General features: G+C 39.6%; 13 protein-coding genes and 1 pseudogene. 6 read left to right on the top strand and 8 right to left on the bottom strand.

What is annotated here, in order from left to right; translation table 11 throughout:
* Positions 1-3: 3 nt before the first annotated feature.
* Positions 4-798, bottom strand: a complete 795-nt coding sequence (gene pgeF / locus DSM106972_RS42245) for a peptidoglycan editing factor PgeF (RefSeq protein ID WP_127086324.1) — start codon at positions 796-798, stop codon at positions 4-6.
* A gap of 386 nt (positions 799-1,184) precedes the next feature.
* On the opposite strand from pgeF, the gene DSM106972_RS42240 reads away from it, so the two are divergent.
* Positions 1,185-2,003, top strand: a complete 819-nt coding sequence (locus DSM106972_RS42240; RefSeq protein ID WP_127086323.1) for a biotin--[acetyl-CoA-carboxylase] ligase — start codon at positions 1,185-1,187, stop codon at positions 2,001-2,003.
* A 90-nt stretch (positions 2,004-2,093) separates the two neighbouring features.
* The gene (locus DSM106972_RS42235) at positions 2,094-3,863 is read left to right on the top strand and encodes a peptidoglycan DD-metalloendopeptidase family protein (RefSeq protein ID WP_127086322.1); all 1,770 of its coding nucleotides are present in this window, start codon (positions 2,094-2,096) and stop codon (positions 3,861-3,863) included.
* Positions 3,864-3,907: 44 nt separating this feature from the next.
* Here DSM106972_RS42235 and DSM106972_RS42230 read toward each other — a convergent pair whose 3' ends face one another.
* Positions 3,908-4,588, bottom strand: a complete 681-nt coding sequence (locus DSM106972_RS42230; protein WP_127086321.1) for a riboflavin synthase — start codon at positions 4,586-4,588, stop codon at positions 3,908-3,910.
* Between the two features lie 338 nt (positions 4,589-4,926).
* Between DSM106972_RS42230 and DSM106972_RS42225 the strand changes: the two genes are divergently transcribed.
* Together DSM106972_RS42225 and DSM106972_RS42220 are read left to right on the top strand one after the other, a co-directional pair.
* The gene (locus tag DSM106972_RS42225; protein ID WP_019491301.1) at positions 4,927-5,421 is read left to right on the top strand and encodes a bifunctional nuclease family protein; all 495 of its coding nucleotides are present in this window, start codon (positions 4,927-4,929) and stop codon (positions 5,419-5,421) included.
* 133 nt (positions 5,422-5,554) lie between these two features.
* Positions 5,555-6,682: an aldo/keto reductase gene (locus tag DSM106972_RS42220; RefSeq protein ID WP_127086320.1), complete on the top strand. Its 1,128-nt coding sequence runs from the start codon at positions 5,555-5,557 to the stop codon at positions 6,680-6,682.
* Between the two features lie 144 nt (positions 6,683-6,826).
* On the opposite strand, the gene DSM106972_RS42215 is transcribed toward DSM106972_RS42220, so the two are convergent.
* Positions 6,827-8,281 carry an MFS transporter gene (locus DSM106972_RS42215; protein ID WP_127086319.1) on the bottom strand — a complete coding sequence of 485 codons (1,455 nt, stop codon included), beginning with the start codon at positions 8,279-8,281 and terminating at the stop codon, positions 6,827-6,829.
* A 492-nt stretch (positions 8,282-8,773) separates the two neighbouring features.
* On the opposite strand from DSM106972_RS42215, the gene purU reads away from it, so the two are divergent.
* Both purU and DSM106972_RS42205 read left to right on the top strand, forming a co-directional pair.
* Positions 8,774-9,625, top strand: a complete 852-nt coding sequence (gene purU, locus DSM106972_RS42210) for a formyltetrahydrofolate deformylase (protein ID WP_127086318.1) — start codon at positions 8,774-8,776, stop codon at positions 9,623-9,625.
* 560 nt (positions 9,626-10,185) lie between these two features.
* A complete protein-coding gene (locus DSM106972_RS42205; RefSeq protein ID WP_127086317.1) occupies positions 10,186-11,952 on the top strand; it encodes a serine/threonine-protein kinase in 1,767 nt (588 codons plus the stop codon).
* A gap of 77 nt (positions 11,953-12,029) precedes the next feature.
* Here the strand turns inward: DSM106972_RS42205 and DSM106972_RS42200 are convergent, their stop codons facing one another.
* The 5 genes and pseudogenes from DSM106972_RS42200 to DSM106972_RS54300 form a co-directional block, all read right to left on the bottom strand.
* A complete protein-coding gene (locus tag DSM106972_RS42200) occupies positions 12,030-13,271 on the bottom strand; it encodes an SAM-dependent methyltransferase (protein ID WP_127086316.1) in 1,242 nt (413 codons plus the stop codon).
* Between the two features lie 136 nt (positions 13,272-13,407).
* Complete coding sequence (locus tag DSM106972_RS42195) at positions 13,408-14,142, bottom strand: PIG-L deacetylase family protein (protein ID WP_127086315.1); 735 nt, start codon at positions 14,140-14,142, stop codon at positions 13,408-13,410.
* Entirely contained in the window at positions 14,135-15,349 is a 1,215-nt protein-coding gene (locus DSM106972_RS42190; protein ID WP_127086314.1) for an acyl-CoA dehydrogenase family protein, read from the bottom strand. Before DSM106972_RS42190 ends, DSM106972_RS42195 begins: the two co-directional genes overlap by 8 nt.
* Positions 15,350-15,580: 231 nt before the next feature.
* Complete coding sequence (locus tag DSM106972_RS42185) at positions 15,581-15,817, bottom strand: hypothetical protein (RefSeq protein WP_127086313.1); 237 nt, start codon at positions 15,815-15,817, stop codon at positions 15,581-15,583.
* Between the two features lie 43 nt (positions 15,818-15,860).
* Positions 15,861-16,735: pseudogene (locus DSM106972_RS54300) on the bottom strand (alpha/beta hydrolase); the annotation flags it as partial.

Genomic DNA, 16,735 nt, shown 5'->3' with positions numbered 1-16,735 from the left:
TAACTATTTACTAACTATCCCCGACCATTGGATTTTCTTTTCTTTTTCGCGACGGTAAGAGAAAAAGTATTGGGGAGTTTGAAAAGTGCAGTAGGGTGCGATAGCTATTTGTTCTGCGTCTATTCCCATATTTTCCATTTGTAGTACGTTTACTCTTCGCACATCTAAACGCACTTTACCTGGTTCTGGGTCGTTTAGTATTGGTGAGTTTGGTTGTTCTAGTAACGCTTCTACAATTTTATCTTCATTTTCTGATGATATTGTGGCGCCTACTTCAGCAGCAGTTTGCGTTGAAACTTGGTAGACTTCACCTGCTATTGCTGGGCCAAGTGCGATGCGTAAGTCTTCTAAGAAGCTACCTTGCGAAACTAGGCGCCCGATTGCAATTGGTATAATTTTTTTCGATGTTCCTCGCCATCCTGCGTGTACTGCTGCAACGGCGCCTGTTTTTATATCCGCTATTAATGCTGGTGTACAGTCTGCACTGGCTACCCATACTGCTTGAGAAGAGTTGTCACTTGCTATACCATCGCCATCTACAAGTGCTGAATTTTCATCTGTTCCAACATCATCGCCACCTGTTGCTAACTTACTAGTAATTTCCTGTGGTGTTAAGACGACATTGCCATGCACTTGCTTAAGTCGATATCCCGATGCTTCACTGTGTAGTACATGTGTTAATTCTAACGGTGGTCTTCCTACAAACTGTTGAGTAAAAAAACCATGTGGAAAGCCTTCTAGTAAACTACAAGTTAAATAAGGCAATTCTTGCCAAGTACGCCACTGCCATTCATGCATCGTTAACTTACCCCAAAAATCAAGTAAAATTACGCCAACTCAGTTTATCTTGATAGTCGGAAATTTTACACTCTCCCAATGGTAAGTTCTTTAATTTTGCACTGCTGATGAAAGACTAGTACTTCATGTCAAAAGTTTTGGGGAGTAAGAAAATTGGCAACGGATGATTCTAGGATGTAACGGATAAGTAATTTTAAATAACTGGACGCAAGTTTGTAGCAAATAAATCATCCGTTACATCCGTTACATCCGTTGCAAACCAACACACCAAATTTTATGACACAGACTACTAATTTAGGCGCCCACTTTATAAAATGGAACTGTTTGGGTCTTTAATGATGAAATTCTATGCTAATTTAGCAAGCGTCCTGATTGTATAACGTGCTGTGGTTGATAAACGAAGCATAGAAGCAGCTTTAGACGCGCGCTTAAGTCATTTTTTGTCATTTTCGCTACATATATATGATAGTGTCACTTCAACGAATCAAGTTTTATGGCAATTAATGCAAGAAGGTATGCCTGCTGGAACGGTAGTAATTGCGACACAACAAACAGCAGGACGCGGACAGTGGGGACGACAGTGGGTTTCATCTCAAGGTGGTTTGTATCTTTCTGTAGCAATAGCACCAAATATTGAAGCGCGTGATAGTTACCTGTTAACTTTTGCTACTGCTTGGGGAATTACTCAACAACTGCGAAACTGGAATATTCCTGTGGAGATTAAATGGCCCAACGATTTACTTTTAAATAAGTTGAAGTTGGGAGGTATTCTAACGGAAACAAAAATTAGTCATGGCAAAATCACTCAAGCTGTGATAGGTGTTGGTATTAACTACTCAAACCCAGTTCCTACAACTGGAATTAATATGGAATCTTGGCTTGTTGGCGCCACTAAAGCATTACCCCAAACAATTTATAGTATTGAAATACTCGCCGAAAAGGTTTTGCTTGGTATAGAATCCGGTATTGAATGTCTTAGCCAACATGGAGTAGATGTACTCTTGCCGAAATACACAAGTTTATTGACAAATATTGGAGAAAGAGTGTACTTGAAAAATGTTTCAGGCACTGTAATTGGGGTAACATCTACAGGATGTCTCCATGTTCGCACCTTAAATTTTGATTCAAAATCAGTAGATACACCAGATTTATTCTTGCCTCCAGGTACAATCAGTTTGGGTTATCGCAATTCACAAAAGCTGTGAATTAAATTTGAATCAAATAAGAATAAATTTTAATTAAATTTCCGGAAGTACCAGTTAAAAGTAATCACTCGAAATATACCAGTAGGACACATGACGCAGCGCAAAAACGCCCGTAACTCAAAAATTTTATGGCATCGCTCTCTAGGTGCCCAGAGCCTTTGTTGGCTAAGTAGTATTAGTCTAATGAGCAGTGGGTTGGTGCTTGCTCAGACCGAATCGGCAATTGATAATATTGTGCCGACTACGGAAAATACGCAATCCTCTAGAGAATCGGCGCCAAAAGTCACAATAGAACGTAGCAGTACTTCGTCTAAACAACCATCAAATGAAAATGATTTTTCTTCTCGTCGTGCAAGGCTTCGTGACAGATTAAGAAGAAAAGTACAGGCACAAAATTCCAATAGTTCCAGAGTACGTACTTCACAACAAGCATCAGAAACTATACAACGTTTACGCCAAGCCCGGAAAACAAACCAAAACGAGTCAGCACAACAAATTCCCCCAATTAGAAACTTAAGACCCAAAATTGCTGAGTCTCCACGCAATCAGGCGCCTGAAGTACGTATTCGTAGAAGTATTGAAGCGACATCGCAACCCAGAGAATCGAAGCGCGAACAAAATACTCAAGTGCCAAATAAGTTACCTGAGATATCGCGAAATAACAAACCAGTTAATACTGCTGATACAGATAAACCTGTTAAAGATTACAACAACGCTTATATTGACCCTACAGACTACAGTACAGGGAATACAGCCAAATACGAATCTCCAGACACAGTAGTTTTAACCGAGCGTTCCAGTGGTTGCCGTGCCATTTTAGCAGCCGGTGGAGTGCGTGCTGATTGTCTCAAGACACCTATCGCTGCTTCGTTAAGAAGAGGTATAACTGGTTCTAAAGTTGATAACGATAATAATGCCCAAACTGCCAGCAAGCCAAGCTGGATAAGAAAAAGTCAAAACGTTAGCATTGCAAGCACAGTAAACGTAAGGCGCCCTACTATTACTAGTACAACAAACTTAACAACTAGATATCAAGCTAGTGGGCAAGCTAGTTGGCGAACTCGAATTGCATCGACGAATCAAAATGTAAGTAATGTAAATACTGTTCATGTAACTCGCAGTGTACCCCGCGCTCCATTATCTGTAGCAAGCGCTGCAATTTCATCAAACAAAAGTGCTTACCATCCAAATCGATTTATTCCTTCCCCAAATAATTTTGCTCCATCACCTATGCCATTAGGTGGCGCCCCTACACAAGATGGAGCAGCACTACCACCACCTGTTAACGCAGTAAACGTGGTGCCGCGTGAAAGTAGAGTCGCATATAACATTCCCTTAGAATCAACTTTGCCTCGTGTACCTTATTCGGGTTCCACAATTGCTTACAACCCCAACGGCTTAATATTCCCTCTGTCAATACCAGCATCCATTACCTCGATATTTGGTTGGCGGAATCATCCAATTACAGGCGAGAGTAGATTCCACTCTGGTACTGACTTAGGTGCTGCAACGGGTACACCAGTAATTGCCGCTTTTACAGGTCAAGTTGAAGTCGCTGACTTTGTTGGTGGTTACGGTTTGACTGCTGTTCTGAACCATAACGGCGCCGTACAAACACTTTACGCTCACATGTCGCAACTCTTTGTGCAACCAGGTCAATGGGTACAGCAAGGTACAGTCATTGGTTTAGTTGGCAGTACAGGAGCTTCAACGGGTCCTCACCTACACTTTGAAATTCGTCAGCTTACACCCGAAGGTTGGGTAGCGACAGACCCAGGTATACACTTACAATACGCTCTTACGCAATTAATGCAGTCCATACGTACCGCACAAGTACCTCAAAATCAGCAGCAACAGTAAAAAGTGTAGTCGTAGAGACGCGATTAATCGCGTCTCTACATTTGTTACATATATCCGTTTTCTGCTAAAAACGCTGACGTAATGTTATAATCGTCGGCGTTTTCGGTTAAATTGTGAGTGTTTCTGCCTGAAATCAAGAATTTTTCGACGTATTTGCCCAGAATATCACCTTCGAGATTTACTGAACTACCAGGCACCAATTGGCTTAAATTGGTTTCTTTGTAGGTTATTGGAATAACAGCAACTTTAAACAGCATTGTCTCACTGTCATACTCAGCAACAGTTAAGCTAATACCGTTTATGGCAATACTTCCTTTAGGCACTATATACCTAGCTATGGAACTCGGCGCCTGAAAAGTCATTTCCCAGGAAGTAGCTGTTTGCCGGGACTCTAATAACTCCCCAACACCATCAACATGTCCCATGACAAAGTGACCACCAATTTTACTACCAACTTTTAGGGAAGCTTCAAGGTTAACGTATCGGTTTTGCGTTGACATAGTACCTAAAGTTGTTCTTTTTAGCGTCTCAGGTGAAGCAGTTGCCACAAATCCATCATTTGATATTTTCTCGACTGTTAAACAGACCCCATCAACTGCTACACTATCGCCATACGCTAAATCTTGTAAAATAACATCTAACGAATGGCTGATAAATGATACCTTCCAAAAATCCCCCCCTAGGGGCTTAATCGTTCCTAACGCTTGAATTAATCCTGTAAACACGGCTTTTCTTGATTCTTACTTGATTTACTATGAATTCTAGCTGCTATAAACTAGTAAATATCGCGTTGCGCTCAATTGTTTAAGTATAATTTCTAACGCGATTTTGTATACGGTTATCAATACATGAACAAGGAATTCAAGGCATACTTGGGTAAGTAGATTATTGTCAAACTAAACTAACTAGACTTACTCTGGTATTTACATCAAATAGGGAGTTTAATAGAAGCAATTATAGCGAGTAAAAGCTTATGTTTACGTTCACCTTCATCATTCCTAGAAATGGGTATGATTTGTTACATACTTCACGAAGCGCTCAAAGGATTGTAGAGGCTTGACAGATGATTGAAATGAAAGTCGCTGGTATAGCATTAGATGCCATCACCCGCAGCCCAATAGTACTCCTCAAGGATAGTACAGACCGTCGTGCTTTGCCCATTTACATTGGTCAGGAACAAGCGCGAGCAATTATGGCGCCGTTGGAGAACCAGAAACCTCCTCGACCCTTAACGCACGATTTAATAGTCAGTATTATTGAAGCATTGAATATGACGCTAGAAAAGGTTATTATTCACTCGCTGCAAAAAGACACTTTTTATGCGTCTTTAATCTTGCAACAAGGGGAAACCCGTAAAGAAATCGACGCGCGTCCAAGCGATGCAATTGCTGTGGCTCTCCGTACAAATGCGCCTATTTGGGTGATGGAGGAAGTAGTCGCTGATGCATCAATACCCGTAGACCGAGATGCCGACGAAGCTGAACAGCAAGCTTTCCGCGATTTCGTCTCTAACCTCCGACCCGAAGATTTAATTAAACGTTTTGGAAGTAATAGTTAAAAGTGCTGAGTGCTGAGTGCTGAGTGTAGAGATGCGATTTATCGCGTCTGTGCTGGGTGTTGAGTAAGAAGAAAAGTTATAATTGTTAATTCCTAACTCCTAACTCCTAACTCTTAACTCATAACTTTTTAACATGCAATACCGACGCTTTGGGAAAACTAATCTTAGTTTGTCTGTTTTTTCTTTAGGGACTATGCGCTACTTGGGTTCAAAGGAAGTCGCGCAGCAGACTATCTCACTAGCGGTGGAGTTGGGAATAAATCATATTGAAACAGCCAGGGGTTACGGTAGTAGTGAGGAGCATCTCGGTGGTGCTATTGCTTCTGGGTCAGTATCTCGCGACCAAGTTTATATCACCACCAAAATCCCACCCACACCAGATGCGACTTCGATGCGTCGGTACATTAACGAATCTTTAGAACGGCTAAATCTTGATTATTTAGACTGTTTAGGCATTCATGGTTTAAATACTTGGGAACACCTTGACTGGGTAAAAGCTGAAGACGGTTGTATGCACGCGGTACAAGAAGCTGTTATAGATGGTCGAGTTCGACATGTTGGCTTTTCTACCCACGGTTCGCTCGAACTAATTCTTGCCGCTATAAATACAGATTTATTTGAATTTGTCAATATACATTATTACTATTTTTTTCAACGTCACGCAGCAGCTATTGAGCGCGCGCTAGAGAAAGATATGGGTATTTTTATTATCTCACCTGCTGACAAAGGTGGAAAATTATATACGGCGCCTTCCAAGCTCCAAGAGATTTGTCATCCTTTTACACCATTAGAATTAAACTACCGCTTTTTACTTAGCAATTCGAGAATTACGACATTAAGTGTTGGACCTGCAACCCCAGAAGAGTTAATCGAACCGTTGCGTATTGCTGATAGCGTAGATAAACTTACACAAGATGAAATTGAAGCTTTGCAGCGTTTGGAAAATCAACTTTCCTTGAGCTTAGGCGCCGACAAATGTAGTCAATGCTATGCTTGTTTACCATGTCCTGAGAACATTAATATTCCTGAAGTATTGCGATTAAGAAACTTAGCCGTAGCGTATGATATGACCGATTATGGACAATATCGCTACGGCATGTTTGAAAATGCTGGACACTGGTTTCCAGGAATGAAAGCAAACAAGTTTACAGAATGTGGAGAATGTTTACCCAAGTGTCCAGAGAATTTAGATATTCCCACCCTGCTATACGACACTCACGAACAACTCAAAGGCAAAGCAGGCAGAAGACTTTGGGGTTAACTTGGCAACGGATAATGAACGGATGTAACGGATGGTTGATCTTAAATAAGTAGATTTTGTTTGAGATAGCACGTCAGATACTTCAAGCCCGGATACAGCAATAACTTATCCGTTACATCCGTTGCATCCGTTGCATACTATCAGTTAATCATTTGCCGCTAATGGTTCTGCTTTTTTCCACTCAGGAAACAAAACTTTTATAAACTGACCTAAAGCTAAAGAACGCTGTTCATCAACAAACATTAAGGGCAGTAGTGCAACTAGTCGTAAAACACTGGAGATAGCGAATAGCACTAACAAACCACCAGCACCAAGTCCTGTTGCAAAAAAGCTGCCCGCAGTAATTCCCGCTGCTCCAGTCAGACCAGCAACGGCGCCCGAAAGCCCAAAATAAGACGATTGATGTTGTAAGGGCGCCAATCCCATGATGATATTGTTAGTACATAAATCAATCGCTGCCCACGTTGCACCGTGAAGCACATGCAACAAAGGAAACAATACCCACATAGTCATTTCATGCTTTCCAGTAAAGAGCCATAACACAGGTATCACTGCCACCAAAACTCCTACCAATAATAGCAGCGGACGGTTCCCAGTGCGGTCGGCTAGTTTGCCCCAAAGTGGCAGCATCAGCATGTTAGCTGCCCCTGCTAAACCGTTATAAATTGTGACTACACTAATATCTATATGTAAGTTATCAAGCATATAGAGGTTAAAGAAGGGAGCGCTGACATTAACAGCAAAACACCATATAGCCAGGTAGAAGGCAAACTTCATAAAATTGCCATCTTTCAAAACGGTAGTATCTATTTTCTTCGGTTGCGATGAAGTATTGTCATGTTTGGCTTTTAATAACTGTGGGTTAACATCTTTCATCCAGAACTGACTCGCCAGACTGATAACCCCAAGCACAATTCCTAATGTCAGTACGGCGCCGAAACCTTGAGCTGTTCCACCAGGCCAAGCTGACACAGTAAAACCTAACAATGGCACACTTAGAAGACCTGAACCGCTTAAAAGACTATTGCGAAAACCAAAGTACCGTCCCCGTAACTGTCGTGGTACTAATATAGCTGTCCAGCCTGACCAGGGAGCGCGACCAAAAGCTTCAATGATGTTAGTTATCCAGACAACTCCCAACGTCAACTGCACTACTTGACAACCTGTAATTCGAGACGAAGTAACTAACCAAATCAGTGGTAAAAGAATCAGCCACATTAATCGCGACGAAGCAAAAATGATTAAAGTATACCAGCGGAAGCTAGTAAATCGCTCTAACAAGTATGCTCCCAACGGTTGGGCTAGATTCACCAGTTGAGGAATAGAAGCAAGCAGACCAATTTGCACACAATCAGCACCTTGCTCTAACAAGAAATTAGTCAGCAAGGCACCACCAATAATACTGTAAAAAACAGTAGCAAAGATGCTTTCGACAGTTAACGCTTTAAGACTTGTCCGAATTTCCGGCTTAGTAATTTTCAAAGGTAGTTTTGAAGTTACAGGAAGTACCTTTTCCATCACTACTACATCTTGCGATATTTCGTGAATGGGAAGAGAAGTTACTTCTGTTAAAAAGTCGTCACCTTGGTTATTAGACATATTAAACAGCACAAAGTCTTATATAAAGGAATCATTTGACTCTAAGCAAAAAAAGAAAGTTGACAATATAAATCAACTTTTTTAGCTTTTAAAATGGTTGTATAGCAATCAGCATAACTCAACGTAAAATTCCCAAATGTAGAACACTCAATAACGGAACATCTACATTTGGGAACTTTTGACAATTCCTGAACGGATTATTACAATAAACATATTTGTATTTGTTTACACTAATTTAATAACCTATAATAATTAAAAGATAAATCAAAATAATCTTACTTAAGAGTTATTATTTTGTTAAGCAAATCCCTGTGATTTAATACTTCTGCGCTTATAGTTCATATGCACTAATTTGGAATGCAATCAAAGCACAAACGCATGAAGGCATACTTCTATTGCAATGGAAGGCGCCTTTTCAACATAATGTAAAAATATATCCTCGTAGAGACGCTATTTCATCGCGTCTCTACAACGTATGTAGTTTAAAATTGTATGACCGCGACTGCAACTCTGCTCATTTCTTGTCCTGACCAACGAGGGTTGGTAGCAAAATTCGCTAATTTTATTTATGCCAACGGTGGTAACATTGTTCACGCCGACCAGCATACAGATTTTGCCGTCGGGTTATTTTTGACACGAATTGAATGGCAGCTAGAGGGTTTTCACTTACCCCGCGAACTAATTAGTCCAGCTTTCAACGCGATTGCTCAACCTTTAGATGCCAAATGGGAGCTTCATTTTTCTGACACTGTACCACGAATTGCAATTTGGGTAAGTCGTCAAGACCATTGTTTGTTAGATTTAATTTGGCGCCAGCGCGCGTCCGAGTTAGCGGCAGAAATTCCTTTAATTATCAGCAATCATCCTGATTTACAAATTATTGCAAACCAGTTTGGTATTGATTATCATTATGTTCCAATAAATAACGAAAATAAACTCGAACAGGAAGCTAAACAGTTAGAACTTCTACGACAATATAATATTGACTTAGTGGTTTTGGCAAAGTATATGAGGATTCTGAGCTTCGACTTTGTTAGTAAATTTCCACAGGTTATTAATATCCATCATTCATTTTTACCTGCCTTTGTTGGCGCCAATCCTTATGAGCGTGCGTATCAACGGGGAGTTAAAATTATAGGCGCCACTGCTCACTATGTTACAGCAGATTTAGACCAAGGACCCATTATCGAGCAAGAAGTAGTGCGAATAAGTCACCGTGATGATGTAGCTGATTTAATTCGTAAGGGTAAAGATTTAGAAAGAATGGTTTTAGCTAGAGCAGTGCGGGTGCATTTACAAAATAGAGTGCTGGTTTATGGTGATAGAACTGTAGTATTTGAATAGTTATTATACTGCAAACAAGTAAAATTTGAACTTATGTCATGCTGAGGTACGAAGGGCGCAGTTTTCCCGGATGGTAGCATCTTAAAGTTTTAGGCGCCGTGGAATATGACAAAGACGCTTATGACAAGTAATAATGATGTGCGCGCTAAATACTTATAATTTATGTAGGTTAGGTTTCACTACTATAAGTTTTTACCCAACCTACGTGAACTAATTGTATTATAACTAATCATCCTGACTTGATATAATAACTGGTTAAATGTAGAATAAATATTTACGTAGATTAATTGTAAATTTAATTACTAATTTATCTTGACAGATACTTAGGTTAAATTTATGCTAAGATTTGAGAATAAGGCAGTAGTCAATGATTTGCGTATTAATAATGGGTGGTATACGGCAATTATATAAGTGACAGCGCGATTAAAAGTTTTAGTGACAATTATCTAATTAAAATTATTGCTAAATATATTGTCACGACTGTTATGGTTAATTGTTTTCGTCAAGCTACAGTAACTAAATGTAACTATACGAGTATTACAAATAAAAAATTTATAAAGATGCTACTTAACAATCGCTATCAAATAAAAAAAACATTAGCAACTGGGGGATTTGGTGAAACTTTCTTAGCCGAAGATATTCAAATGCCTTCAAATCGCTCTTGCGTAATTAAACAATTAAAACTAATTCAAAATAATCCTCAAATTTATCAGCTAGTTCAAGAGCGCTTTCAACGTGAAGCAGCAATATTAGAGGAGCTAGGTGGTAAGCACAATCAAATTCCGAATTTATATGCTTACTTTGAATCGAATGGCTTATTTTATTTAGTTCAAGAATATATTGATGGCGACACTCTAGCGACTAAAGTATCAAAACAAGGAACTATAAGTGAAAGTATTGTTCGAGAAATATTATTAAGCTTATTGCAATTACTTGATTATATTCATTCCAGGCGAATTATTCACCGAGATATTAAACCTGATAATATTATTTTGCGCTATCAAGATGGTTTACCAGTGCTGATTGATTTTGGTGCGGTAAGGGAAGTTATGGGAACAGCAGTTAACTCTCAAGGTAATCCAACAAGTACAATAGTGATTGGTACTCCTGGATATATGCCAAGTGAACAGGCAATGGGTAGACCAGTTTTTTCTAGTGACTTATATAGTTTAGGTATTACTGCAATTTATTTACTAACTGGTAAATACCCAGAAGAATTAGAAACAGATTCTCGCACAGGCGAAATTATTTGGCATCACCATGCTTTGAATGTTAGCCCTACACTTAAATTTGTAGTTGATAAAGCAATATATTATCATCCACGGGAGCGCTTTGCTACTGCAAAAGAAATGCTTGATGCATTACAGAATGGTTACGTACACTTACCTGAGCAAACAGTAGTAAAAACAGCCGTAGTTCAACCGAATCCTATTTATGCTTCTGTCAATAAATCAAAGGGAATAAATCCTATTATTATAGGTATCTTGAGTGCAGGCGCCTTAATTAGTACTTCTGTTATTGCCAGCATGATGCTAACAAAAACCTCACAGACAGTAGTACAACAATCACCAAGCGAATTAGATTCAACAAAAAACCCTCAACCCTCTCAAAATACCCAATTACCAGCATTAAACACTCCAAAAACTACTGAGCAAACTCAAGCTTCTCAAAGCACTACGACTAATCAAACAGCAATAACATCATCACCCGTACCAAATTATCCTCAGCAAACTCAAGCTTCTCAAAGCACTACGACTAATCAAACAGCAATAATACGATCACCCCGACCAAGTTCTGTTGAGCAAACTCAAGCTTCTCAAAGCACTACGACTAATCAAACAGCAACAACATCATTACCAGTACCAAATCCTCTTGAGCAAACTCAAGCTACTCAAAACACTACGACTAATAAAACAGCAATAACACCATCACCCCTACCAAATTCTGTACAGCAAGAAACCAAGTTGGGTAACAATCAAACAAGTCTTAATACTTCTTTACCATCTCCAAAAACTGAAGTAGTGAATTACTATAATGATATTAACAGCGGTAACTATGAAGTTGCATGGGATAGATTACCTAAAGCATTGCAGTCAGATACAAAAGTACACCCAAACGGATATGCATCCTTTGCAGATTGGTGGAAAACAGTTAAATCAATTGATGTGCAGCAGGTAGACGTAATAAAAACCAATTCTAATAATGCTGTAGTGAATACTCGTGTTGCTTATAATATGAAGGCAGGTAACACTATGCGTATTTCTTTAAACTACACATTATCCTGGGATAATCAAACACAGAAGTGGAAATTTCTAAGAATTAAATAAAATTAATATCAATATAACAATAAATATTTATGTTGGGTTCCGCAAAGCCTCCACCCAACCTACGAAACTACGAAACGCTATACTCGTTCAAATAAGTCTAGTCGATATTGTTGTTCGCGTTGACTTTTAAGGTGTTTTAGTTGGGTTGGCGCCAATTCTAAAAACGAGTCATGTACTTCATTACCATTCAAAGGATAGTCACGCGCGTATTCTGTCCAGTGTACCAGTAGCAAATGTCCTCCTTTAGCTAGATTTTTTAAAATAAGGGTTTGTGATTTCTGTAAATCTTTGCGACACCAGTAGTAACCAACTTCTGAGATTAAAACTAAATCAAAGGTTTCTTGAGGAAATTGTTCTGGTATCCGCATAAGTTCAAAGCGGACTTGGGATAGTTTTTTACAGCGTGTACGTGCTTGTTTTTGTGCTATTTTTGATACTTCTACTGATAGTAATGAATCACAGTAAGGCGCCAGTTTCTCTGTTAATATTCCAATAGAACCGCCTATTTCTAATGCTGATTGATAACGCGGTTTAGCTAGGGCATTAATAGTGTTAGTATATTTTTTAGCTTCGTATTCACTTGTTTCAAACTGCCAAGGGTCAGGGTTAGTAGTATATAGAGTTTCAAAATAACTTGGTGGCAGGGAATTCTTTTGTACTTCTTCGGGTTTATGCGGTTTGGGAACGGTAGCTGTATTTAAGGCTTCAAAAAATGCTTCAATATCCAGAAAATCTGTGGCGCCTACAAAAGGTAATTGTAGTTGTATAGCTGTGAGTACATCCCAAATACCATCACCGACACAAACGATTTTCTCGAATTCTTGTTGATTATATGCTTTTTGGGCTGCTTTTATTGCTGTTGTAACAATTACTTCGCGCGAGTAACTATCGTCAGCAGTTGCAATTGGAAATTGTGTAACGTCTAAACCTGCTGCTTGTAGCTTCATTAAAGCACTGAGGCGCCATCCTCCTGTTGCAAGTGCTATTTTCCAATCTGGTAATGAAGATATTTTATGTAATATTACAGATGCAGCAGGTATTTTTGCAAACATATCTGGATTTGTTGAATAACGTTGGTTTAATAATTCAACAAAACAATCTTGAAGCTTTGATAACTCTTCTTGAGACGGCGCCCTTTCAAATTGTTCATGGAATATTTGTAAGGTGATGCCAGAGTCTGTAGTGTGTCCATACGTACTCCAGTTTGTATTTATTTGGGTGATTTCAAATACATCTTTAAAAGCTTGGACGAAGCACTCTGTGTCTACATCGTTGGTTTTGGTCAACGTTCCGTCAATATCGAATACTATCAATTTCATATTTTTTTATTTCTTGTGGAGCGGGCATCCCTGCCTGCCCCCTGAATTTAGAATGGAACGGGCAAGGATGCCCATTCCACAATACAATGCCCATTCCACAATACAATGCCCATTCCACTCTTATGTATTTCAGAAGCTAACTGCTTACTTCTATATACATTTCCCAAGGGTGGGTGAAGTTTGAGAGCATTTCGGGTGTGAGAATAAATGCTTCGGGGTCGTCGTCTATTAGGTTTGTGGTTTGGGAACGGTAAGCTGTTATTGCTTTTTCTTTTAATGTCAGCATTTTACTTATATCCAGGCGCCAGCACTGTACTTGGCTCATAAATCCCCGTTGAGATGGATCCCAGTCCCAGATAGGATATTCAATTATACGTGGTTTTTTAAGTACATTAGTGGCGTCATGAATTAAATTCCAAGTCGCACGATGGTCTGGATGGGGGTCTTGGCGCCACGGTAAAAATATAATTTGCGGTTTTAATCCCGCTAAATACATACGACAAGTATCAGTTATATTTTTATACTGTTTTGATACTGAACCGTCTTGTAAGCCTAAGAAAGTTACAGATTTTTTTTCCACTCCTAACAAATTTAAAGCTGCAAGTGTTTCACTTTCTCGCAATGCTTTAAGTTCTGGCGGCGGATATTTTTTAGAATTAGGATGCGATAATGTACCATCGCTAACTATTAATACGCGCACATCGTAATTTAGCGCACGTAATAAAGCAATGGCGCCTCCACAACCTAACGTCTCATCGTCAGGGTGAGGTGCAACAATTAATGCTGGACTTGCGGCAATTTCCTCTATTGTCTTTATAGATAAGACATAAGGATTCGCCAGGGGGGATATTTCGAGAACCTGATTATTCATACCACAAAGAATGGGCAGGATTATTATCACTCAATACGTATTGTCCAACACTGGAAACTGCTGCATCAAATGCTGGTTGACGCAGGTACAGCGTTAAATCTCTTATTACCCGTTCCATTTGATGCGGTGGTAGTAAACCACGAGTACCAACCGAACGTGTACACATCTGAATTACATCAATACAGATTTGTTCAATTGTACTTCGTACCATGTTGGCGTAGGCGACCAACTGATCCACTTTCGGATGTGGTTGTGTTGGATAACCGCCAAAAATTGGAGCATAGTTTTCTATTACCTGTGCGGCGCCTTTCAACCAAAGGTTACCACTTTCAATAGCCATTGCCATTTTACCCACACGTTCTTTTTGGTATGGGTCGTTTGTATAGTCCAATTTTTGAAGATATTCGCGCGTTAGGTTAAACAACGCTTCGGCGCCACCTAGTTGAACAGCGGCAAAACGTACAACTCCTGCAGATAGCCAAGGTTGACGGTAATAATCTCCTGGGTTGGCAATTAATGAACTTTGTTCTAATTCAACTCCAGTAAAATCTATTTTATAACTAGCAGTCGCACGCATTCCATTTGGTTGCCACCAACTAGGGTCACTCACAGTGGACACTTCCTCCATTGGCACAATACACATCTGCCAAGTTCCATCTGGTAAGGCGCCATTTACAAATGGTCTTTCTACAAAACCGGCGCCAGAACAAAATGTTTTAGAGCCGGATAGTCTATATTTACCGTTATCAAGGGGAATTACTTTTACACCATCGTTGGCTTCAGCATTCCAAACACCAAATATTTTACCATTGCGGGCATCTGAAGCATACATTTGTATTTGTTCATTACTGCCCAAAGTTTGAATTAATTGCAGTGCGTTGACGTGTCCTTCGTAAACTCGACCGACTGCTAAATTACCGCGTCCAACATGCTTGAGTAACATTAATGTTTCATGAGTTACAGAAGCATCAAAGCCAGCACCCCACCCACCTAATTCTCGCTGCAACGGTGCTGCGAGTAAACCCTTATTCGCTATTAATTCAAACTCGCGTTGCGGAAAGGCGCCATTTACATCTACATTAGCTGCGTTTGCTGCACAAAAGTCAGCAATTTCTTGTGCGCGTGTGAGAACTTGAGTAATGTTATGACTTTGCCATTGAGCCAGGGCAAAATCTTGTAGTGGTTGAGTAATAGTAGCCTTGTTCATGTGAAACTTGTTAGTATATTGCTGAGAATAAATAAATACAGGCGCCTGATGCCTCTATCTAGTGCTTGATTTTTGGGTCTGACTTATGGAAGGTATTTATTAATCAAAAGTTTCAAATCAGCTTTTATTATACGTATTTATAAATTCTTAGAAACCCGGTTTCTTATTTGACATATTGTAATAAAAACGAGGATTTGTCTGCGACAATGAATGCGTAGAAACCGGGTTTTTTTACTTATTAAGTTCTGTGAGCCACAGTCGTATGTTTTGACGTTGGTGCGGTTTGACATATCGCGATGCCTCGGTTAGAACTTGCCGTGGAAAGATATGTCTTAATTCTGCTAGCATTTGGGCATTTTCGCAATCATTGATACATTCAGCTACGTACTGAATGGACTCCGGGGTCAACCATTCTGGTGTCACTTGGGTTTCACAAATAGGGAGATTTTGACCATCTGCTGGTATCATTTTGTTAATCCAGCTTTATAAATTAACACCTGCACATAATACTTTAACTCGCTAAAGGAAAAGTAGCAGCTAGTGCCCATCCAAAAAACAAGGCATTACCAATAGCATAACTCCAAGCCTCGTTCAGTACGCTAGCTGTGAAAGAAAATATAGCCAGCAACACAGGGAAAACGGGTAGTAATAATGCAATAAAACTAAGTTGAGGCAAGAGGTAAAGCACCAAAATAAATCCACCTATTAACACTATGCTTTGTCCTAACCACCATAAAACTCGTTTTCCAAACGTGAGATGTTGCTGCGTTATTCCCGATGCTAAAAACCAAGGAAAACAAGTAATTGTGAGAATGGGAAATAATTGTAACCTAACAGGCGCCAACAACCATTGTAACCATACGACCTGCGCCATTGCTCCAAAAGCTATCCACAGCAGGGCAAATAGAGCAATTCCAGCAAAAAATGCCTGTATTCTCAGTCTTGGTAAACGTGCCATAATAAGTAGCCAAGTTATACCAGCGACACCATACCAAATACTTACTGCTCCACCAACCAACACTCCACCCAAACCGTCGATATTACCAAAGTTATTAAACAGCATTAGCGCACCGCTGCCAAAAAACGGCGCCGCCAATAAACCTGCCCAATTAAGTATTTTTGGACTTTTCTCGTTCAAGCTAATATGAAAAATAGGGGCAATGGCGCCGAGTGCGACTAACCAACCTACTAACTGCACAAAATACCAAATAATACGGTTATCTATATAATTGCTTTGACGCTGCACACCAAAAGTCGCATCAAGCCAGTTTTTTGCAGCTTCATGACTACGTGTACGAAACAGTATCGTTATATCCCATATTCCGCACTTCAGAATGTCGCATAAAATATTACATAAATACGTACTGGCATTAGTAAATAAACATA

The organism is Dulcicalothrix desertica PCC 7102 (assembly GCF_003991905.1).
Classification (GTDB): domain Bacteria; phylum Cyanobacteriota; class Cyanobacteriia; order Cyanobacteriales; family Nostocaceae; genus Dulcicalothrix; species Dulcicalothrix desertica.
The sequence above is the reverse complement of the archived record's forward strand: the minus strand, read 5'-3'. Positions and strand labels throughout refer to the sequence as shown.